We start from the raw sequence: 21,873 nt of genomic DNA on the forward strand, positions 1-21,873 counted from the left end.
AGGCCGATCGCGGCTGACGGGCAATACGGCGTGTTCTTCGCTGCCCATCAGGTCGCCACCATCGACTTGACGGGCTCAAAAAGTGTCGGTGATGTCTCCGAACGGGTGTCGGCCATGTCCCCGGACTGAACATCAAGTCCGGCAATGACGCACTGGGTGTGTCGTGCTTCGTACTTCAACCGCACGATCCTTCGTCGCACACCCTGCAAGAATATCGGTTTGACACCCGCGCGCACGGCGATATGGAGGGAGGCGAGCGTTTCGTGCTCGCCAGTGCCATGCCAATCAGGACGTTCCCATGAAGAAACTTCGCTCGCGCGTCACCACCGACGGGATGGACCGCACGCCGCACCGTGCGTTCATGCGTGCCATGGGGCTCGACGATGCCGCGCTGGCGAAGGCGATGGTCGGTGTGGTCAGCATGAAGGGCGAGCAGACCCCCTGCAACATGACTCACGACTTCCAGGTCGAGGCAGCGAAGCAGGGCATTCTCGAAGGCGGCGGCACGCCGCGCGAGTTCGCCACCATTTCGGTGTCCGACGGCATCAGCATGAATCATGAAGGCATGAAGTTCTCGCTGTTGTCGCGCGAATTGATCGCGGACTCCATCGAGGCGGTGGTGCACGGCCTCGCCTACGACGCGCTGATCGGCTTCGGCGGCTGCGACAAGACGCTGCCCGGCGTGATGATGGGCATGGTCCGCTGCAACGTGCCGTCGATCTTCATCTATGGCGGCAGCGCGCTGCCCGGCCGCTTCGAGGGGCGCACGCTGACGGTGCTGGATGCCTATGAGGCGGTCGGCACGGTGATGACCGGACAGATGGACGAGGCGACGCTGGAGCGCATGGAGCGGGCCTGCCTGCCGACGCTCGGTGCCTGCGCCGGCCAGTTCACCGCCAACACCATGGGCATGGTGTCGGAGGTGATGGGCCTCACCCTTCCCAACATCTCCATGGTGCCCGGCGTCTACAGCGAGCGTGCGCAGCTGGTGCGCGGCGCCGGCCGGCTGATCATGGAGATGCTCAAGCGTGGCGGTCCGCTGCCGCGCGATCTCGTCACCCGCAAGTCGCTGGAGAACGGCGCGGCGATCGTCGCCGCCACCGGCGGCTCGACCAACGCGGCGCTGCACCTGCCGGCGATCGCCAACGAGGCCGGCATCCGCTTCACTCTCGACGATGTCGGCGAGGTGTTCGCGCGCACGCCGCTGATCGGCAACCTGCGGCCGGGCGGCAAGTACACCGCCAAGGACGTCTACGACATCGGCGGCGCCGCGGTGATCATCCGCGCGCTGATCGAGAGCGGTCATCTCGACGGCAGCTGTCTTTCGATCACCGGCCGCACCCTCGCGGAAGAATATGGCGCGGCGAACGCGCCCGACGGCGAGGTGGTGATGACCACCGCCAAGCCGATCATGCCGGACGGCGGCGTCGCCATCCTCAAGGGCAGTCTGTGTCCAGACGGCGCGGTGATCAAGGTCGCGGGTCTCAAGAACCTGGTGTTCGAAGGCCGCGCCCGGGTGTTCGAGGACGAGGAGGGTTGCGTCGCCGCCGTGCGCGCCCGCGCCTATGAAGCTGGCGACGTGCTGATCATTCGCAACGAAGGTCCGGTCGGTGGTCCCGGCATGCGCGAGATGCTCGGCGTCACCGCGCTGATCTATGGCCAAGGCATGGGCGAGAAGGTGGCGCTCGTCACCGACGGCCGCTTCTCCGGTGCGACGCGCGGCATGTGCATCGGCTATGTCTCGCCGGAAGCGGTGGTCGGTGGCCCGCTCGGCCTCGTCAAGACCGGCGATGCCATCCGCATCGACGGCGTCCAGCGCCGCATGGATCTGCTGGTCGACGACGCCGAGATGGAGCGCCGCCGCAAGGTGTGGACGGCGCCGCCGCCGCGCCACCGCGCCGGCGCGCTCGCCAAATACGCCAAGCTTGTCGGCCAGGCGCCGGGCGGCGCCGTGACCCATGACGGCGCGGCCGAGTGGCCGTGGTTCGATCAGGCGTGAGGGCGCGCCCGACTGCGATACTGTCGTCGCCGGGCCGCGCGATCCGTCGCGCTGCCCGGTCGCGAGCGGAAACGTTGGCGACGTGATCACTATTTTGTTGCAAGCGGGCTATTTAATGCCGGCCGGTTTTGCGGCACGCTCCAGCCGTTCATGAAGGAGCTTTCGCCGTGTACCTGCCGCCCGCCTTTCGCGTCGATGACCTGCCGGAGATCCACGCCACCATCCGGGCCGCGCGGCTGGCGACCCTGGTCACCACGACCGCCGAGGGAATGATCGGCACGCCGCTGCCGCTGTTCCTCGATCCCGCCGAGGGCGAGCACGGCGTGCTGTACGGCCATGTCGCCCGCGCCAATCCGCAGTGGAAGGCGGCTCCGATCGGCGAGGCGCTCGCGATCTTCATGGGACCGGACGCCTATGTGACGCCGTCGTGGTACGCGACCAAGCGCGAGACCGGCAAGGTGGTGCCGACCTGGAATTACGCCGCCGTGCATGCCTACGGTCCGGTCGAGTTCTTCGACGACGCCGAGCGGCTGCGCGCGGTGGTGACGCGGCTGACCGACCTGCACGAGGCGTCGCGGGCCGAGCGCTGGAAGGTCAGCGACGCGCCGGAGGAGTTCGTGCGCGCGCAGCTGCGTGGCATTGTCGGCCTGCGCATGCCGATCAGTCGGCTCGAGGGCAAGCGCAAGATGAGCCAGAACCGTAACGCCGAAGACCGTGCCGGCGTGATCGAGGGGCTGTCGGCGAGCGAGCGTCCGGCCGACAGGGAGGTTGCCACGCTGATCCCGAAATGAGATGCGTTGAGACCGCGCCGCGGCGCGATCTCGAATGCAAGTCTGGAGGATCTGGGAATGGAGACGCTGGGTTACGTGGGCCTCGGGCTGATGGGCCTGCCGATGACACGGCGGCTGCTCGCCGCGGGCCACGCCGTGACGGTGTGGAACCGGTCGCCGGAGAAGCGTGAGGCGGCGGTGCAGTCGGGGGCGCTCGCCGCTGCCGATCCCGCCGGCGTCGCGGCCAAGGCCAGCATTGTCTTCATGTGCCTGACCGACGCCAAGGCGGTCGAGGCGGTGGTGTTCGGCCCCGGCGGCCTTGCGCAGGTTGCAGGCGCCGGAAAGGTCGTGGTCGACTTCTCCTCGATCCATCCCGATGCCACGCGCGACATCGCACGGCGTCTCCACGCGGCGAACGGCATGCGCTGGGTCGACGCGCCGGTGTCCGGCGGCACCAAGGGCGCGGAGGAAGGCTCGCTCGCGATCATGGCCGGCGGTGACGCCACCGACATCGCCCGCGTCGAGCCGTTCGTGCTCGTGATGGCGCGCCGCTTCACCCACATGGGCCCGAGCGGCGCCGGCCAGACCACCAAGCTCTGCAACCAGGTGATCGTCGGCTGCGCCATGGCGGTGCTGGCGGAATCCGCGCGTCTTGCGGTCAATGCCGGCATCGATGCGAGGAAGCTGCCCGAAGCGCTCAAGGGCGGCTTTGCCGATTCCATTCCGTTGCAGCTGTTCGTGCCGCGCATGGTCGATGCCATCCACGAGCCGCCGCTCGGCCATGCCGCGACCATGCTCAAGGATCTCGACACGGTGCTGGATGTGGCGAAGGCCACCGGCACGCCGGTGCCGATGGCCGGCCTTGCCGCGCAGCTGTTCCGCATGCTGCAGGCCAGCCGCGGCGAGGATGCCGAGGCGCTGGAGATTTTCAAGCTGAGCGGGGCGAAGTAGGTTCTGGAGCAACGTGGGCTCGTAGTCCGGATGAGCACAGCGACATCCGGGATGGCAAGAGAGTCCCGCATGTCGCTTCGCTCATGAGGGATACGCGCTGCGGTCGTTTGGTTTTCTGCGTCATCACCGGGCCGGCGCGTCAGCGCCGTGCCCTGGTGATCCAGCTTCAAAATCTCTCACCGTGCGACGCGCAAGCTGGATTGCCGGGACAAGCCCGGCAACGAGGTGGAGTTTGAATAGCGAGCTGTCGTCCCGGATCGGCTCCCGTGCGCATCGCCGCACACCTCCTCTCAAACGACAATGCCCGGCACAAGGCCGGGCATGTCCGTGGGTCTGGAAGCTGCTGAAGTCGGCGCCCCGTGATGGGAGCGCCACCTCGGCGCGGGCGCTACGCCGCGCGCAGCGTCGTCAGGAAGCGTTCGACTTCGCTGCGCAGCTGGGTCGACTGGTGTGACAGGTCGGTCGCGGCGGACAGGACCTGCGCCGCGGTCGCGCCGGTGTCGCGGGCGGCGGCGGTGACGTCGCCGATGCTGGTGGTGACGCGGCCGGTGCCGTCGGCGGCCTGCTGCACGTTGCGCACGATCTCGCTGGTGGCGGCGCCCTGTTCCTCGACCGCCGCGGCGATGGTGGTCGAGATTTCCTGCATCGACTTGACGACGCCGTTGATGCCGGCGATCGCCGACACCGCTTCGGCGGTCGAGCTCTGGATGCTGCCGATCTGCGAGGCGATCTCCGCGGTCGCCTTGGTGGTCTGCTCGGCCAGCGACTTCACTTCCTGGGCGACGACCGCAAAGCCGCGGCCGACGTCGCCGGCGCGCGCCGCCTCGATGGTGGCGTTGAGCGCCAGCAGGTTGGTCTGCGAGGCGATGTTGGTGATGAGATCGACAATGGTGCCGATCTCCTTGGTGCTCTCGGACAGGCGGTTGATGCGCTCGCCGGTCTGGTCGGCATTGACGGCGGCCTCGCTGGCGATGCGGGCGGAGTCGTTGACCTGGCGGCTGATCTCGCTGATCGAGCCGGTCAGTTCCTCGGTCGCCGCCGCCACGGTCTTGACGTTGGAGGTCGCCCGCTCGGAGGCGTCCGCCACGGTGCGGGACTGCGTCGCGGTCTTTTCCGCCACGGAGGTCATCGACTGTGCGGAGGCCTGCAGCTGCGCCGCCGCGGAGGCGACGCCCTGCACCACGCCGCCGATCGCCTTCTGGAAGTCGGTGGCGAGGCGCTCGAAGGTGGCGCGGCGGTCGCGCTGGCCGGCCTGGTTGTAGACCGAGAGCGCGATGTCCATGTCGAGGATCGCGACCTTGATCACCGCCTGCTGCAGCTCGGCCTTCTTCTTCCAGCCGTTGCGGTCGAAGCGGCCGGTCGGCATCTTCTCGGCGATCGCCCCGACGAGGCCGCTGATCAGCACGTTGTAGCCGCCGATGTACCACGGCGGCTCGAGGCCGAGCGTGTTGTGGATCTCGCCGATCCGCGTCACGGATGCCTCATAGGCGTCGCCGTACTTGCCGTCCATGATCACGGCCCAGTGCTTCAGCTGCGCCGCCTTGGCGTGCATCATGTGCTCGCGGCTTTTGAACAGGATCGCGGTCTCGCTGAAGGTCCCGATATGGTCGTAGAACCGATCGAGGATCGCCGGCATCTCGGCCAGGATGAACGGCTTCGCCTCGCGCAGCCTGGCCAGCATGGCCTGATCGATCATGTTGAAAGAAAGTCGCCGCGACAGAGTGCCCCCGCCGGTCATCATCAGTATCCCCAGTTGGTGAGTTCCACCTGATGATACCTAAGTGATGTTTTGCCTAACGGCGGGTTAACATGGGTTAAGTCCGTGCGCTTTCGTCGCGTTATGCCGCCTTGTGCGGCACCAGCCTGAGCTTGAGGCCGAGGGCCTTGGTCGCCGTGTTGAGGGGCGCGATCGTCGGGTTGCCGCCGGGACGAAACGCCTTGTCGATCGCTTCCCGGCTCAGGCCGGTTTCGCGGGCGAATTCGCTGACGCCGCGCCCGGGCGATGTCACCGATCGCTGCCGCGATGAAGGAGGGGGCGTCCTCGTCCAGCGCGGCTTCGAGACAGGCGATCTGTTGTTTGAGCGCCTTCAGGTGGTCCTGAACCCTGAACCTGGTTGTCGTCAGCGGCGATCAGCGAGAAATGCCTTCAACGCTTCCACAAAGCGCCCGATCTCGTCCGGATGGGTGTAGGCGTGCGGGGCGGCGCGCAGCACGGCGGTGCGGCCGCGGGCGTCGAGCTCATGCGGGGCATAGATCCGCTCGATGGCGGCGACGGCGATGCCGCGTTCCGCCAGCGCCGCCGCCACCGTGGCCGGCGGCCGTCCGCAGTCGAAGGTCAGGAAGGCGGCGTCGGCATCCACCGGCTCGTGGATGGTGACACCGTCGCAGGCGGTGAGGGCCGCGCGCAGCTCTCCCAGGCGCTGGTCGATGATCTCTGCAACCGCTGCCGGGCCGGCGGCGAGCAATTCGTCGAGTGCGGCGCCGAGGCCGAGCCGCGCGGCGACGCCACAATCGTAGATCTCGAACCGGCGCGCATCCGGGCGAAGGACGGCATCACCGCCGGCCTGCCAGGTGACGCCGCCGAGGTCGGGAGCGGGCGGGGCGAGGCGCGCCAGTGCCGCATCCGACAGCGCCGCCAGCGCCTGGCCGCGCGGGCCGCGCAGCCATTTGCGGGTCGGCGCCACCAGCACGTCGGCGCCCATCTCGGCGAGCGATACCGGAAAACGCCCGGCCGCCTGCGCCGCATCCACCATATAGAGACAGCCGTCCGGCCGCGGCAGCGCGCCGATGGCGGCGACCGGCTGGCGCAAACCGCTGGCGCTCGACACCGCGGCGACCGCGATCAGCCAGACGTCGTCGTCGAGCCGCGCCTTCAGCCGCGCGACATCGATCCGTCCGGCCGGGTCGGTCGGAATGATCTCGATGCGCAGGTCATGGGCCTGCGCGAGGGGCTGCAGCGCCAGCAGGTTGCCGCCCCATTCGCCGCGTGACACCAGGATGCGCGCGCCGCGCGGCGGCCGTCGTGCCTGCAGCACCAGCGCCCAGAGCTGCGCACAGCCATGGCCGAACGCGATCTGATCGGAGCGGCAGCCGAGCACGCGCGCCGCATGCGCACGGGTGGTGGCCAGCGCATCCGCGGCACCGGCGGCCGCCGCCTGCAGGCCGACACGCCCCTCACGGTCGAGATGCGCGGTCATGGCGGCGATGACGCCGGCCGACGGCAGGGCGGCGCTCGCCGCGTTGAGGTGCACGATTGCGGCGACGCCAGGTGTGCGGAGGCGGATATTGTCGGCGAGAAGGGAGTGCGCGGTGTCGATCATCGCGGCATGCTCTCACCGGCATGGCGATCTGACAAGGCGCTGTCACATCGCCGCGATGAATTGTGACAGTTTCAATTCGTGTGCACGCGGGTGCAAGTTCGTGGCGTGTCCCTGCCATGCGGTGTCGTCGAGCCGTCATGATCCGGCGCCGGGACTGTTGCCGCCGCGACACGCGCCAACGTGTTTCGTGTCGCGCTCGCGTAATGCGCGCATTCGTCACGGCAATGAAATCTTAACTTTCTAGCGTCCGGCCCAACCGGAGCGTGTCCGGATATTTTCAGGGGGCTGAAAGTGAATCGTACAAGTGAGAGCCGCTTCAGGGCGCGGCTGCTGCAGTCGACCGCGCTCGTCGTCTTCGTGACGTCGGCCGTCGGCGCGCAGGCGCAGACCGCCAACACCACCGGCGCCAATATCAATGTGCTCAATCTGCTGTCGCCGTTTCTGGGACTGAACGCCACGGCAGCGGGGCAGGCGACACTGCAGGCCAACCTGCAGCAGTCGATCGCCATCAACAACGCAGCGTCACTGACGTTGCAGCAGCTCGCGATCAGCGACAAGAACCTGCCGTCCTTCGTGTCGAACCCGATCACCGGCCTCAGCGGGACCTACGGCGTCGCCGTGAACCTCGCCGGCGGATTGCCGGCACAGGCGGCGATCGGCGGCATCACGCCGCAACAGCCGGTCGGCGGACTGGGCACCCAGCTCGGCGCGATCTACGCCACCGGGGTTGCCGGCGGACTCGGCGGGCCGCTCGCCAACACGGTGGCGCTGCTGACCAAGGCCTACAGCTTCACCGGTTCGGATCTCGGCGTGGCGAAGAACTATTTCGCCAACGGCACCATCAACGGCACGGTGACCGCGGTTGCGCCAGCGGGGTTCACGCTGCCGACCTTCAACGGCCTGCCGAACAAGACCGACAGCGTCTATGACCTCGGCTACGGCGTCAGCAATACCGATGTCGTGAATCAGAACAAGTTCGGCGACTCGCGGCCGGCCCAGGTGGCCAAAAGCCAATTCAACCTGTTCGATCCGACCGCGCTCAACGGCATCAACACCAACCCGTCGTTCCCGAGCGGCCACACCAACTATGCCTATACGGATTCCATCCTGATCGGCATGATGGTGCCCGAACTCTACCAGAGCATGGTGCTGCGCGCCTCCGAATACGCCAACAGCCGCATCGTGCTCGGCGTGCACTATCCGCTCGACATCATCGCCAGCCGCGCTTTCGCCAGCTACGATCTCGCCCAGGCGCTGACCAATCCCAGCTACATCAACAACCCTGCGATGACCGGCTCGGCGCTCAACCTGCCGTCGCTGCTGACCCAGGCGACGGCCGAGCTGCGCGGCTATCTCGCCACGCAGTGCGGCGACACCGTCGCCAACTGCGCCACCGGCAGTGCCAACACGGCCGGCAATCCCTATGTCGCCTCGGCCGCCAACCAGGCGCTCTACCAGCAGCGACTGACCTACGGCCTGCCGACGCTGTCGTTCGCGCAGGCGCCGCGGGAAGCCGCGCCGACGGGCGGTCCCGACGCCTCCGTCCTGCTGGCGCCAGTCTATGGCGGCAGCACGGCGACGGCCAAGCAACTGGCACCGAGCGGCGGCCTCTACGGCAGCCTGCAGACCAGCACCATCAACCAGATCATCGTCAACACCGAGAGCAACGCGCTCACGGCGTTCTACGGCACGGCGCTGAGCTACTGGACGCGTATCGACCTCTATTCGGCGATCGGCTACTTCCAGAACCTCACCGGCACCCTGACGCTGGCGAACGGCGATGTCGTGACCACCAATGTCACGGTCGGCAATGGCGGCACGCTCGCCGGCACCGGCACCGTGGCGTCCACCGTGGTGGCCAATGGCGGTACGCTCGCCCCCGGCGGGGCCGCCGGCACGTCGCTGACCATCAATGGCAACCTCGCGTTCCAGTCGGGCGCGACCTACCTCGTGCAGATGAGCGCGACCGCGGCATCGTTCGCCAATGTCACGGGCACGGCGGCGCTGGCGGGCACCGCGCAGGTCAGCGCGGCGTCGGGCAGCGTCAAGTTCGGCCAGTCGACCATTCTGACGTCGGCCGGACTGAACGGCAGCCAGTTCTCGGGGCTGGTGCTGCCGACCGGCATCACCGGTTCGCTCGGCTACACGCCGACCGCGGTGACGGTGAATCTGACCTCGTCGCTCGGTCAGATCAGCGGCGCGACCGCCAACCAGCGCGCGCTCGGCGGTGTGCTCGATACCGCGTTCAACGGCTCGGGTGGCACCGGGGGCGGCCTCGGCGCGATCTTCACCGGCAATGTCCAACAGAACCTGACCCAGGCCTCCGGCGAGAACGCCGCCGGCGTCCAGCAGGGCTCGTTCAACGCCATGACCCAGTTCACGACCTCGCTGCTCGATCCGTCGGGTGCCGGCCGTGGCGACACCGGCGGCGGTGGCGGCCCGTTCGCCTACGCCGACGACAGCGATCCCGGGGTCAGCGCCTACGCCGCGACCGCTCGCAAGCGCAGCGGCGCCGAGCGGGACGCCTATGGCCTCGTCACCAAGGCGCCGCCGGCGCCGGCCTATGTGCCGGGCTGGGCGGTGTGGGCGATGGGCTTCGGCGGCACGCAGACGACGCAGGGAGATGCAGTGCAGGGATCGAGCGGCACCAGCAGCTCGCTGTACGGCGCGGCGGTCGGCGCGGACTATCGCATCGCGCCGGATACGGTGGCGGGCTTCGCGGTCGCCGGCGGCGGCACCGCGTTCACCACCAATGGCGGCCTCGGCAGCGGCCGGTCGGACCTGTTCCAGGCCGGTGCCTTCGTCCGCCACACGGCGGGGGCGGCGTATCTCGCCGGTGCGCTGGCTTATGGCTGGCAGGACGTCACCACCGACCGCACCGTGACCATCGCGGGCCTCGACAAGCTGCATGCCTCGTTCAGCGCCAACACCTACTCCGGACGGCTCGAAGGCGGCTATCGCTTCGTGACACCGTGGATGGGCATCACGCCCTACGCGGCGGGGCAGGTGACGCTGCTCGACCTGCCGGCCTATGCGGAAACGGCGCTGGCCGGCACCAATGCCTTTGCGCTGGGGTATGCCGCCAAGAGTGTCACCGACACCCGCAGCGAGCTCGGCCTGCGCGCCGACCGGTCGTTCGCCATGACCTCGGGCCTGCTGATCCTGCGCGGCCGGCTTGCCTGGGCGCATGATTTCGATCCGTCGCGCGCGGCGACCGCGACCTTCCAGGCGCTGCCCGGCGCCGCGTTCGTGGTCAACGGCGCGCGGCAGGCCAGCGACTCCGCGCTGACCACGGCGAGCGCCGAGGTGAAGTGGGGGAATGGCTGGTCGATGGCCGCGACTTTCGAGGGCGAGTTCTCGAACGTCACCTCGTCCTATGGCGGCAAGGGTGTGGTGCGCTACGCCTGGTGACGGCGCAACCTGCCGTCTGGAGACGACCCGTCACGGCCCCGGCGGAACATCCGCTGGGGCCGTTGACATATCGGTGACGGGAGATCGCCGGCTGATTACGCCGCGCGCACCGTCGCCAGGAATTTATCCACCTCGGTGCGCAGCTGCGCCGATTGCTGCGACAGTGCGGTGGCCGAGGACAGCACCTGGCTTGCGGTCGCGCCGGTTTCGCTCGCAGCGCGGGTGACGTTGCCGATGTTGGATGACACCCGGCCGGTGCCGTCGGCGGCCTCCTGCACGTTGCGGGCAATCTCGTTGGTCGCCGCGCCCTGCTCCTCGACCGCGGAGGCGATGGTGGTGGAGATCTCCCGCATCGACTTGACCACGCTGTTGATGCCGGCGATCGCGGTCACGGCTTCCGCCGTCGACCCCTGGATGTCGCCGATCTGCGCCGCGATCTGGGCGGTGGCCTTGGCGGTCTGCTCCGCCAGCGACTTCACCTCCTGGGCGACCACGGCAAAGCCGCGGCCGGCGTCACCGGCGCGCGCCGCCTCGATCGTGGCGTTGAGCGCCAGCAGGTTGGTCTGTGAGGCGATGTTGGTGATGAGATCGACAATCGTGCCGATTTCCTTGGTGCTTTCCGACAGGCGGTGCATCCGTTCGGCGGTGTGGTCGGCGTCGCGGGCCGCTTCGCTGGCGATGCGGGCGGAGTCGTTGACCCGGCGGCCGATCTCGGTGATCGAGCTGGTCAGCTCCTCGGTCGCCGCCGCCACCGACTTGACGTTGCTGGTGGCGCGTTCCGAGGCGTCGGCGACTGCGTTGGACTGCGTGGCCGTCTCCTCGGCGGTCGACGTCATGGTCTGTGCCGAGTCCTGCAGCTGCTTGGCCGCGGAGGCGACGCCCTGCACCACGCCGCCGACCGCCTGTTCGAATTCGTTGGCGAGCCGCTCCAGCGTCACCCGGCGGTCGCGCCGGCCGGCATCGATATAGACTGCGAGCGCGAGGTCCATGTCCAGCATGGCCGCCTTGACCACGGCCTTCTGCAACGCGATCTTGCGCTTGGCGATGTTGCGATCGAACTTGCCGGCGCCCGGCAGCCGTTCGGCGATCGCCTCGAGCAGGCCGTTGACCAGCGCGTTGTAGCCGCCGATGTACCAGCGCGGCTCGAGACCGAGCTTGTTGTGCACCTCGCCGATCTTGGTGACCGAAGTTTCATAGGTCTCGCCGAACTCACCTTCCATGATCACGCCCCAGTGCCGCAGCTGCATTGCCTTGGCGTGCATCATGTGTTCACGGCTGCGAAAGAACGCAGACGTTTCTTCGTAGCGCGCGACATGTTCGTAGAACACGTCGAGGACCGCCGGCAGCTCGCTGAGCACGAAGGGCTTCGCCTCGCGCAGCAACGCCATGGTGGCCGGATCGATCATGTTGAAGGAAAGCCGACGAGAGATACTTCCGCTGGTCATGCCAGTGCCCCTCCGAGTGATTCCCTGAGCAAGAATCTAGGCGACGGCACTGAATCTCGTAAACGTGAAAAACGCGATATGGTCGCGTCTACGGGCTTGTACCTACGCGGCTTGCGATGATGTCTGAAACATCATGAAGCGGCGTTGCCGGCCGCGCGGTGTGCTGTATGCGCCGCCGCCATGTCGGCGGCGGCACATCGCAACGCACGCGGTCAGGCCGCCTTGTACTGCGGCGCGGATGCCAGGAAGCGGGCGTAGGCGTCGGCGTCCGGTGGCGTGAACTTTTCGGCAAGCGGATTGCGGCGGCGCGTGGTGGCACCGATATCCGCAATGAGCTCGTCGAAATGCTTGTAGTGGTAGGGCGCGACGCACAGCCCGCCATAGACGCCGGCGGCGGGGCGCTCGACGCGCTTGAAGTGCAGCATCATCTCGATGTTGTCGCGCATCTGCGCCGCGGTCGGCTGCTGCTTGAGCTGGCCGTCGGCATAGCGCACCAGCCAGTTGGCGGCGAGGTCGGCGCACAGCACCGTGCAGAAGCTGGAGTTGAAGCCGACGAACCCCATGTCCGGCAGGTCGGGATTGGCGATCAGGCGGTAGAGGCGATACTGCCCGTCCGGGTCGACCAGCTTGGCGCGGTATTCGTCCGGCAGGAACGGCACGCCGAGCTTGTAGCCGATCGCCAGCACGGCGATGTCGGCGTCGATGCGCTGGCCGCCGGTGGTGACGATGCCGGTGCCGTCATAGCGGTCGAAGCTGCCGCGCACCGCCTTGATGCGCCCGTCCGCGACCATCGGGAAGAATCCCGGAGTGGCGATCGGCACCGAGCAGTTGACGCCGTCCTCGATGCGCTCCTTCGGCACCATGTCGCACTTGCGCAGCTTGAGCTGCAGCTTCAGGAGGCTCTCCAGCCCGCGCCAGTTCACCCATACCAGGGGCTTTGCCAGCGCATGGGCAAGCCGCGCCAGCGGGCCGATGCCCCAGCTCGGGAACATCTCCTCCTGGGCGCGGATGTAGAGGATGCGCTTGAAGTTGATGAGGCCGCCGATGAAGTAGGGGATCCGCCACACCGGCTCGCGGTAGACCAGCGTCACCTCCTTGGCGCCGGAGTTCACCGCGTTGACCACGAGGTCTGTGGCCGATTTCGAGCCGCCGAGCACCACGATCCGCCGGTCCTTGGCGAGGCCCGAGTCGTTGTACTGCGAGGAGTGCAGGATCTGGCCGCCTTTCGCCTTGAAGCCGTCCTCGCCGGGCAGCGTCAACGTCTGCGGTTCGTTGAACTGTCCGGTGCAGATCGCGACGAAGTCGAAATCCTCGCGGCTGTCGCGGCCGTCGGGATTGCGCAGCGCCAGCGTCCAGCCCGCCTTGCCGTCGGCGCGGCGCGTCATGGCGGTGACGGTGGTGCCAAAGCGCATCGCGCGTTCCAGGCCGTGGTCGCGGGCGTAGTCCTTGAGATAGGCATGCACCTGCGGGCCCTTCGGCCATTCCGGATAGGATGCCGGCATCGCCTTGTCGGTGTAGCGGTAGAGGTCCTTCGGGCTCTGGGTCTGCACGTCGGGATAGGAGCGGGCCGGCTCCCATACGCCGCCGAGGTCACCGCTGCGCTCGATGATGGTGACGGTGTGGCCGCGCGCGGCGAAAGCCTTCGCGGCGGCGAGCCCGGATATGCCGGCGCCGATGACGCCCACATGCTTCTGCTTGACCATGGTCTTCCTCCGGAATGGTCGTGGATGAAATGCCGTTTGCCGGGCGGTCCCTTGCCCGTGGATGCGCGCAGGGCATGCGCCGCCGGTCGCGCTCCGCATCGTGCGGGGCGCGTGGGGCATCTGCGATGCGGCGAAATGCGGCCGTACGCGCCGCCTTACTCGTTGGCTTCGGGCGGCAGGAAGTCGACCTCGTGCTCGGCGGAAATGCGCACGACCTCGACCGGGTCGGTCAGGTTGTGCAGCTTCTCGAACAGCGCCTCGAGCTTCTGCATCGGCGACACCCAGAACAGCGCCCGCGCCGGCTTGTCGGATTTGTTGAAATAGCCATGCGGAATGCCGCGTGGCATGCGCACGAGGTCGCCGGCCTTGGCCTTGACCCAGACGCCGTCGAGCTTGAGGTCGAGCTCGCCCTCCTGCACCAGGATGAACTCGTCCTGGGTCGGATGGATGTGCACCGGCACGAACTGGCCGGGATCGCTGTTGGTCTCGAACGCGAAAGCGGAGTCGGTCACGGCCTTGGGAAAATAGACCTGACCGAGAATGTTCCAGGTCTTGCCGTTGTAGCCGGTGCCGTTTGCGGTGATGCCCTTCTCGAGTGCTGGCATGGTCGTCCTCCCTGGTGTGATATCTGCGGCAGCTTCGGGCCACCGCCGCTCGGGTGTCTAGCCGTTAAACGAATCCCGCGCCGGCTTGCGGCGTTGTTGCATTGCGAGAGAGGCCGCGCATGTCGCGCGGCGCGGCGTCGGGGGCGCGGCGGCACAAAATGCGGCAGGCGGCTGCGCAGCGCGCGAGCAGTTTGACTGCTTTTCGCGCTGCGAAAGCGCTTTCCTGTTTTGATGACAGGTATATTATAAGCTTCAAATAACGAGCGCAGGCCGACCGAGAGCCGGGCGATGGGGATGGATATCACGACGATGGAGGCTGACGTGCGGCCGCGCCGCGCGATGCGGCTCGCGGGCTTCAGCCGCGTCGCCACCGGTCGCCTCGACGATGCCGCTGAAGAGGTCGGCCGCATCTTCTGCCCGCACGAGCTTGTGCCGCTGCGCGGGGCCACGGGAGATTTCTACGCCCGGCACAATTGCGCCGCCTATGACGGCATCTCCGTGAACTATGTCGCCTATGGCGGATCGGTGTCGATCGATCCCGGATGCCTGGAGCGCTTCTTCCTGCTGCAGATTCCGCTCGCCGGCAGCGCGCGGATCCGTACCGCGACGCGCGACCTGCCGACCGCGCCGGGCGTCACCGCTTCGCTGCTGTCGCCGACCCTTCCGACCCGCATGGCATGGCAGGACGATTGCGCGCAACTCATCCTGCTGGTGGGGCGGCAACTGGTGGAGCAGCGCGCGGCGGCGCTCGCCGGCAAGCCGGTCCGGCCGGTCGAGTTCGATCCGGCCGTGGACCTCGCCACGCCGGCCGGGCAGGGGCTGCACGCGCAGGTCGAGCATCTCGTCGATTTCGCCGAGCAGCTCGGGCCCGATCGCCGGCTGCCGCCGCTCGCGGCCGCGGACCTGCGTGAAGGGTTGCTCGATGCGCTGCTCAACGGCCAGCGGCATGGCCTGTCGGCGGCGATCGAGATTTTTGCCGGGCGCGCCGAGAGCCTGCCTTGCGCGCTGCGGCGCGCACGCGATTTCCTGCACGCCAATGCCACCGAGCCGCTCGACCTCGCCGATCTCGCCGCGGCCGCCGGCACCGGCATCCGCGCCCTGCAACTCGGCTTCCGCCGCCACTTCGGCACCTCGATCTCCGAGATGCTGCTCGATGTCCGGCTCGCCCATCTCCACGCCCGCCTCAAGACGGCGCCGGCGGATGCGCGCATCATCGATATCGCGTTCGAGCTCGGCTTCAGCCATCTCAGCCGCATGGCGAGCGCCTATCGCGCCAAGTTCGGCGAGACCCCGTCCGCCACCCTGCGCCGCATGAGCTGAACGGCGCGAACGCTGCCGAGAATCGGTCGTTTGGGCGGGGGCGGCACGCTTCGCCCCTTCCTTGCAATTACTTCAAGCCTAAAATATATTGCCGGCTCGCTCAGCGAGGATGACGATGGCTGCATTTTCCCGTTCCACGCACGCGCTTGTCACCGGCGGTGGCCGGGGCATTGGTCTGGCCATTGCGAAGGCGCTGTCGGACGCCGGCGCCACCGTCACGGTGCTCGGCCGCCAGCGCGCGCCCCTCGACGCCGCGGTCGCTTCCGGCGCGGCGCACCATGCCGCGGTGGCTGACGTTGCCGATGCCGCGTCGATCGGTGCCGCGATTGCCGAGGCGGCTGCGCGACAGCCGATCGACATTCTCGTCGCCAATGCGGGTGCGGCGGAATCCGCGCCGTTCGTCAAATCCGACGCCGCGCTGTTCCAGCGCATGCTCGACGTCAACCTGATGGGCGTGGTCCATGCCGCGCAAGCGGTGATGCGGCCGATGCTGGCGCGCAAGAGCGGGCGGATCGTCGCCGTCGCCTCGACCGCGGGGCTCAAGGGCTATTCCTATGTCTCGGCCTACTGTGCGGCGAAGCACGCGGTGGTCGGCTTCGTGCGGGCCCTGGCGCTGGAAGTGGCGGCGAGCGGCGTCACCGTCAATGCGGTGTGCCCCGGCTTCACCGACACCGACCTCGTTGCCGGCAGCCTCGACGTCATCATGCAGAAGACCGGCCGCAGCCGCGACGCCGCGGTGGCGGAGCTCGCCAAGCACAATCCGCAGGGGCGCCTCGTGACGCCGGCGGAAGTCGCCGATACGGTGCTGTGGCTGTGCGGTCCCGGCGCGTCCGCCGTCACCGGCCAGGCGATCGCGGTGGCGGGCGGCGAAATCTGATTCCGGCGCACATGTGGTGCGCTGGGCGATACATCGATCAAGAACACGCGATCAAAACTCGGACCGGGAGATCCCATGACCAGCTTTGCCAACCCCGTTACCCTGCCGCTCGCCGACTATAAGCCCAAGCACTTCCTGCTTGCCGTCAGCGGCGGCGTGGCGACCGTGACGCTGAACCGGCCGGAGCGCAAGAATCCGCTGACCTTCGAGAGCTACCGCGAGCTGACCGATTTCTTCCGCGCCTGCGCGCATGACGATGCCGTCAAGACCGTGGTCGTCACCGGCGCCGGCGGCAACTTCTCCTCGGGCGGCGACGTCTTCGAGATCATCGGCCCGCTGGTCAAGATGGACACCAAGGGGCTGACCGCCTTCACCCGCATGACCGGCGACCTCGTCAAGGCGATGCGCGCCTGCCCGCAGCCGGTGATCGCGGCGGTCGAGGGCATCTGCGCCGGCGCCGGCGCCATCATCGCGATGGCCGCCGACATGCGCCTTGCCACGCCGAACGCCAAGGTCGGCTTCCTGTTCAACAAGGTCGGCCTCGCCGGCTGCGACATGGGCGCATGCGCGATCCTGCCCCGCATCATCGGCCAGTCGCGCGCCTCGGAGCTGCTCTACACCGGCCGCTTCATGACCGCGGAAGAGGGCGAGCGCTGGGGTTTCTTCAGCCGCATCGTGCCGGCCGCCGAGGTGCTGGCACAGGCGCAGGCGCTCGCCGCCGAGGTCACCGCGGGGCCGACCTTCGCCAACACCATGACCAAGCGCATGCTGGCGATGGAATGGGCGATGTCGGTGGAGGAGGCGATCGAGGCCGAGGCGGTTGCCCAGGCCCTGTGCATGACCACCCAGGACTTCGAGCGCGCCTTCCACGCCTTCGCCGCCAAGCAGAAGCCGGTGTTCGAAGGCAATTGAGGCGATTTGCGGGGCGCGAGGGCTGAGAGAGCCTGCTCCTCATCCTGAGGAGCCCGCGTAGCGGGCGTCTCGAAGGATGGAGGCCCCGCAACGCCTGGGCCTCGTGGTTCGAGACGCGCGGCGTCGCCGCGCTCCTCACCATGAGGGAAAATGCAGCGCCGCTTGCCAGCAAGCCGTCGCCCGGGTGAGCGGAACGGCACCCGGGTTTTTCGTGCCCGATCCGTCCCGGATCTCGCTGCGCTCATCCGGCCTACGGGTTATGCTGGGGATGGGCCCTGCTCATCCGACGACAGAAATCCCGGGGGGTGGCGCAAAATCACTGCTTGTCAGCGAATTACTTTAGGCTTAAAATAATTCCCATCATCAAGATCCGGAGGCGGTGTCATGAAGGTGGCGATCATCGGCGGCGGACCGGCGGGGCTCTATGCCGCGATCCTGCTCAAGAAACAGCGGCCCGAGGCGGATATCGCCGTCTACGAGCGCAACCGCCACGACGACACCTTCGGTTTCGGCGTGGTGTTCTCCGACGCCACCCTCGACAATTTCGAAAAGCACGACCTACCGAGCTATCGCCGCATCACCCAGGAGTTCGCCTACTGGGACGACATCGCGGTGCATTTCCGCGGCACGGTGCATCGCGTCGGCGGCAACGGCTTCTGCGGCTGCTCGCGCCGCATGCTGCTCCTGATCCTGCAGGAGCGCGCCCGTGAGCTCGGCGTCAAGCTGTTCTTCGAGGTCGAGATCGCCGACGAGAGTGCTTTTGCCGACGCCGACCTCGTGGTGATCGCCGACGGCGTCAACAGCCGCTTCCGCGAGAAGTTTTCCGGCCACTTCCAGCCGGAAGTCGATTTGCGCACCAACAAGTTCACCTGGATGGGCTCGACCAAGCCGCTCGACGCCTTCACCTTCGTGTTCCAGGAGACCGAGTGGGGCCCGTTCATCGCCCACGCCTACCAGTACGAGGTCGGCCACTCGACCTGGATCTTCGAGACCGATCCGGAGACCTTCGAGCGTGCCGGGCTCACCGGCCTCGGCGAACAGGAGTCGGCGCGGCGGATGGAGGAGATCTTCGGCGACTACCTCGACGGCCACAAGTTGCTGATCAACCGCTCGATGTGGCGCAACTTCCCGATGATCCGCAACCAGCGCTGGGTCAAGGACAACATGGTGCTGCTCGGCGACGCCAAGGCGACCGCGCACTTCTCCATCGGCTCGGGCACCAAGCTCGCGATGGAGGACGCCATTGCGCTCGCCGACGCGCTGCAGGGCGCACCGACCCTCGAGGCGGCGCTCACGCGCTACGAGCACGGCCGCCGCGAGGAGGTCGAGAAGACCCAGCATGCCGCCGACGTCTCGCTGGTGTGGTTCGAGCATGTCGACCGCTTCTGGGACTTCGATCCCGTGCAGTTCGCCTTCGGCGTCATGACCCGTTCCAAGGCCATCACCTATGACAACCTCGGCCTGCGCGCGCCGGACTTCGTCGCCGAGGTCGATCGCGTGTTCGCGCGCAAGGTCCGGGCGAGCGGCTTCGATGTCGATACACAGAAGCCGGTGGCGCCGATGTTCCAGCCGTTCAGGCTGCGCGACATGGTGCTGAAGAACCGCGCCGTGATGTCGCCGATGTGCATGTATTCGGCCAAGGACGGCGTGCCGCAGGACTTCCATCTCGTGCATTACGGCTCGCGCGCCATCGGCGGCGCCGGTTTGATCTTCACCGAGATGACCTGCGTCGCGCCGGAGGCGCGCATCACCCATGGCTGCACCGGGCTGTGGAACGACGAGCAGGAGGCGATGTGGCGGCGCATCGTCGACTTCGTCCACGCCAGTTCCGCGGCCAAGATCTGCCTGCAGCTTGGTCACGCCGGCCGCAAGGGCGCGACGAAACTGATGTGGGACGGCATGGACCGGCCGCTGGAGGAGGGGGCGTGGGACATCGTCTCGGCGTCGCCGCTGCCTTATTTCCCGGACAGCCAGGTGCCGCGCGAGCTCGACCGCGCGGCCATGGACCGCGTGCGCCAGCAATTCGTCGATGCCGCGATCCGTGGCGAGCGCTGCGGCTTCGACATGCTCGAGCTGCACAGCGCCCATGGCTACCTGCTGGCGAGCTTCATCTCGCCGCTGACCAACACCCGCACCGACGCCTATGGCGGCTCGCTGGACAACCGCCTGCGCTTTCCGCTCGAGGTGTTCACGGCGATGCGCGCGGCGTGGCCGGCGCACAAGCCGATGTCGGTGCGCATCTCGGCGACCGACTGGGCCGAAGGCGGCATCACCGGCGACGACGCGGTCGAGATCGCGCGCGCCTTCAGCGCGGCGGGCGTCGATCTCGTCGACGTATCCACGGGGCAGACGGTCAAGGAATCGCGCCCGATCTACGGCCGCATGTTCCAGACGCCGTTCTCCGACCAGGTGCGCAACGAGGCCGAGGTCGCCACCATGTGTGTCGGCAACATCACCACCGCCGACCAGATCAACACCATCCTGGCCGCCGGCCGCGCCGACCTCGTGGCGCTGGGCCGCCCCCATCTCGTCGACCCCGGCTTTACCATAAAGGCAGCTGCCTGGTACGGTGCTGCGGATGCCTATTGCCCGCCGCAGTATTTGCCCGGAAAAGAGCAGATCTTCCGCAACAGCGTTCGTGACCGGCAGGATTTCGAGGACCTGAAGATCAAGGGCAAGCCGAAGACGCGTGCGGAATTGAAGGCCGACGCTGCGAAGTCGCTGGCGGCGGAGTAACGGAGGCCTGCCGCGCGCGTGGCATGCGGATTGCTTAGCCCTCGCGGCGGTGCGGAAGGCCACATGGCCGGCATCGCCGGAGAGCCAATAACAAACTCGATAACAACCAAAAGACCTAAAGCACGGGTTGAAGAGGACGGAGGACGTCAATGAAGGCGATCATTGTCGGCGGGGGTGTCGGCGGCCTGACGACTGCGCTGATGCTGCGGGCGCGTGGCCTGGACTGCGAGCTGTATGAGCAGGCCGATACCATCCGCGAGCTCGGCGTCGGCATCAACACGCTGCCGCATGCGATCCGCGAGCTGACCGGGCTCGGCCTGCTCGACCGCCTCGACGACGTGGCGATCCGCACCGACGAGCTGTTCTATCTCACCCGGCATGGCCAGCAGGTCTGGCGCGAGAAGCGCGGCCTCGACGCTGGCTACGACGTGCCGCAGTTCTCGATCCACCGCGGCCGGCTGCAGAATGTGATCTACCAGGCGGTGGTCGAGCGGCTCGGGCCGCAGGCGGTCCACACCGGCTGCCGGCTCGGCGCCTTCAGCCAGGACGAGGGCGGCGTCACCGCGCATTTCTTTGACCGCACCGGCGCTCATGTGTCGACCGCGCGCGGCGACATCCTGATCGGCGCCGACGGCATTCACTCCAAGGTGCGCCAGACGCTGTTTCCGGACGAAGGCCCGCCGTGCTGGAACGGCCTGATGCTGTGGCGCGGCGCCACCGACTGGCCGGCGTTCCTGACCGGACGCTCCATGATCATCGCCGGCGGTCTCAATGCCAAGGCCGTGATCTATCCGATCGCCGAGGGCTCGGGCCCGGCCAACCGCCTGACCAACTGGGCGGTGCTGGTGCGGATCGGCGACGCCAACACGCTGCCGCCGCGCCGCGAGGACTGGTCGCGCGTCGGCAAGCGCGAGGAACTGATGCCGCATGTCGCGGGGTTCACGATCCCGCATGTCGATCTTGCGGCGCTGATCCGCGCGACGCCGGAGTTCTGGGAATATCCGTGCTGCGACCGCGATCCGCTGCCGTACTGGTCGAGCGGCCGCGTCACGCTGCTCGGCGATGCCGCGCATCCGATGTATCCGGTCGGCTCCAACGGCGCGTCGCAGGCCATCCTCGACGCACGGGCGCTGGCGGATGCGCTGGCGCGCTCCGAGCATCCGCGCCAGGCCCTCGTCGCCTATGAGCGCCAGCGCCTGCCGATGACCGCCGAGATCGTCGCCTCCAACCGCCGCGGCGGCCCGGAAGGCGTGATCGACGCGGTCGAAAAGCTGGCGCCGCAGGGCTTTTCCGACATCGACGCCATCCTCAGCTACGACGCCCGCGAAGCCATCGTCCGTGGCTATGCGGCGAAGGCGGGCTTTGCGGCGCGGCTGATCGGCAAGTCGGCGTAAGGGCGGTTCGGGGCTATCGTCGGTCGCCTGCGTCAGACCCTCATGGTGAGGAGGCGCGACAGCGCCGTCTCGAACCATGAGGCCGTGGCATCAATGCGTTTGCGGAGATGAGCGGGCCTCATCCTTCGAGACGCAGGCTGCGCCTGCTCCCCGGGATGAGGGGAGGGGCCGACAAGAGGCCTGTGAAATTTCGGAGCCTGTCCCACCCACCGCGTCATTGCCGGGCTTGACCCGGCAATCCAGCTTTCTCACAGCGCAACGTGCGTCTTGCAGCTGGATCACCGGGTCAAGTGTTCAGTCCGGGGACATGGCCGACACCCGTTCGGAGACATCACCGACACTTTTTGAGCCCGTCAAGTCGATGGTGGCGACCTGATGGGCAGCGAAGAACACGCCGTATTGCCCGTCAGCCGCGATCGGCCTGATGGCC

The 21,873-nt window shown here is 67.8% G+C and carries 15 protein-coding genes and 2 pseudogenes; 10 read left to right on the plus strand and 7 right to left on the minus strand.

Annotation, left to right across the window (positions count from 1 at the left end; translation table 11 throughout):
- The 4 genes and pseudogenes from AB4Z37_RS32435 to AB4Z37_RS32450 all read left to right on the plus strand — a co-directional run.
- Positions 1-129, plus strand: a pseudogene (locus AB4Z37_RS32435) (IS481 family transposase); the annotation flags it as partial.
- A gap of 169 nt (positions 130-298) precedes the next feature.
- Positions 299-1,999, plus strand: coding sequence for a dihydroxy-acid dehydratase (ilvD, locus tag AB4Z37_RS32440; RefSeq protein WP_441520786.1), 1,701 nt, complete (start codon positions 299-301; stop codon positions 1,997-1,999).
- 167 nt (positions 2,000-2,166) lie between these two features.
- The gene (locus AB4Z37_RS32445) at positions 2,167-2,790 is read left to right on the plus strand and encodes an FMN-binding negative transcriptional regulator (RefSeq protein WP_441520787.1); all 624 of its coding nucleotides are present in this window, start codon (positions 2,167-2,169) and stop codon (positions 2,788-2,790) included.
- 57 nt (positions 2,791-2,847) lie between these two features.
- Positions 2,848-3,720, plus strand: a complete 873-nt coding sequence (locus AB4Z37_RS32450) for an NAD(P)-dependent oxidoreductase (protein ID WP_441520788.1) — start codon at positions 2,848-2,850, stop codon at positions 3,718-3,720.
- A 388-nt stretch (positions 3,721-4,108) separates the two neighbouring features.
- On the opposite strand, the gene AB4Z37_RS32455 is transcribed toward AB4Z37_RS32450, so the two are convergent.
- The 3 genes from AB4Z37_RS32455 to AB4Z37_RS32465 form a co-directional block, all read right to left on the minus strand.
- Positions 4,109-5,461 (minus strand): protoglobin domain-containing protein, encoded by a 1,353-nt coding sequence (locus tag AB4Z37_RS32455; RefSeq protein WP_441520789.1) that lies wholly within the window; start codon positions 5,459-5,461, stop codon positions 4,109-4,111.
- A 97-nt stretch (positions 5,462-5,558) separates the two neighbouring features.
- A complete protein-coding gene (locus AB4Z37_RS32460) occupies positions 5,559-5,729 on the minus strand; it encodes a helix-turn-helix domain-containing transcriptional regulator (protein ID WP_441520790.1) in 171 nt (56 codons plus the stop codon).
- Positions 5,730-5,840: 111 nt separating this feature from the next.
- Positions 5,841-7,040, minus strand: a complete 1,200-nt coding sequence (locus AB4Z37_RS32465; protein ID WP_441520791.1) for an aminotransferase class V-fold PLP-dependent enzyme — start codon at positions 7,038-7,040, stop codon at positions 5,841-5,843.
- A gap of 291 nt (positions 7,041-7,331) precedes the next feature.
- Between AB4Z37_RS32465 and AB4Z37_RS32470 the strand changes: the two genes are divergently transcribed.
- Positions 7,332-10,451, plus strand: a complete 3,120-nt coding sequence (locus AB4Z37_RS32470) for an autotransporter domain-containing protein (RefSeq protein WP_441520792.1) — start codon at positions 7,332-7,334, stop codon at positions 10,449-10,451.
- Between the two features lie 95 nt (positions 10,452-10,546).
- Here AB4Z37_RS32470 and AB4Z37_RS32475 read toward each other — a convergent pair whose 3' ends face one another.
- The 3 genes from AB4Z37_RS32475 to AB4Z37_RS32485 all read right to left on the minus strand — a co-directional run bounded on the left by AB4Z37_RS32475 (position 10,547) and on the right by AB4Z37_RS32485 (position 14,204).
- Positions 10,547-11,896 carry a protoglobin domain-containing protein gene (locus AB4Z37_RS32475; protein ID WP_441520793.1) on the minus strand — a complete coding sequence of 450 codons (1,350 nt, stop codon included), beginning with the start codon at positions 11,894-11,896 and terminating at the stop codon, positions 10,547-10,549.
- A gap of 212 nt (positions 11,897-12,108) precedes the next feature.
- Positions 12,109-13,599: a flavin-containing monooxygenase gene (locus tag AB4Z37_RS32480; RefSeq protein ID WP_441520794.1), complete on the minus strand. Its 1,491-nt coding sequence runs from the start codon at positions 13,597-13,599 to the stop codon at positions 12,109-12,111.
- Positions 13,600-13,754: 155 nt separating this feature from the next.
- Positions 13,755-14,204 (minus strand): cupin domain-containing protein, encoded by a 450-nt coding sequence (locus AB4Z37_RS32485; RefSeq protein WP_441520795.1) that lies wholly within the window; start codon positions 14,202-14,204, stop codon positions 13,755-13,757.
- 294 nt (positions 14,205-14,498) lie between these two features.
- Here AB4Z37_RS32485 and AB4Z37_RS32490 point away from each other — a divergent pair, with 294 nt between their 5' ends.
- The 5 genes from AB4Z37_RS32490 (at position 14,499) to AB4Z37_RS32510 (ending at position 21,443) form a co-directional block, all read left to right on the plus strand.
- Positions 14,499-15,524, plus strand: a complete 1,026-nt coding sequence (locus AB4Z37_RS32490) for an AraC family transcriptional regulator (protein WP_441520796.1) — start codon at positions 14,499-14,501, stop codon at positions 15,522-15,524.
- A gap of 115 nt (positions 15,525-15,639) precedes the next feature.
- A complete protein-coding gene (locus tag AB4Z37_RS32495) occupies positions 15,640-16,401 on the plus strand; it encodes an SDR family NAD(P)-dependent oxidoreductase (protein WP_441520797.1) in 762 nt (253 codons plus the stop codon).
- Between the two features lie 75 nt (positions 16,402-16,476).
- Positions 16,477-17,313, plus strand: a complete 837-nt coding sequence (locus AB4Z37_RS32500; protein WP_441520798.1) for an enoyl-CoA hydratase family protein — start codon at positions 16,477-16,479, stop codon at positions 17,311-17,313.
- Positions 17,314-17,697: 384 nt separating this feature from the next.
- Positions 17,698-20,049 (plus strand): bifunctional salicylyl-CoA 5-hydroxylase/oxidoreductase, encoded by a 2,352-nt coding sequence (locus tag AB4Z37_RS32505; protein WP_441520799.1) that lies wholly within the window; start codon positions 17,698-17,700, stop codon positions 20,047-20,049.
- A 149-nt stretch (positions 20,050-20,198) separates the two neighbouring features.
- Positions 20,199-21,443: a flavin-dependent oxidoreductase gene (locus tag AB4Z37_RS32510; protein ID WP_441520800.1), complete on the plus strand. Its 1,245-nt coding sequence runs from the start codon at positions 20,199-20,201 to the stop codon at positions 21,441-21,443.
- A 294-nt stretch (positions 21,444-21,737) separates the two neighbouring features.
- Here the strand turns inward: AB4Z37_RS32510 and AB4Z37_RS32515 are convergent.
- Positions 21,738-21,873: pseudogene (locus tag AB4Z37_RS32515) on the minus strand (IS481 family transposase); the annotation flags it as partial.

The sequence above is a fragment of the Bradyrhizobium sp. 2TAF24 genome (assembly GCF_052115025.1).
Taxonomy (GTDB): domain Bacteria; phylum Pseudomonadota; class Alphaproteobacteria; order Rhizobiales; family Xanthobacteraceae; genus Bradyrhizobium_A.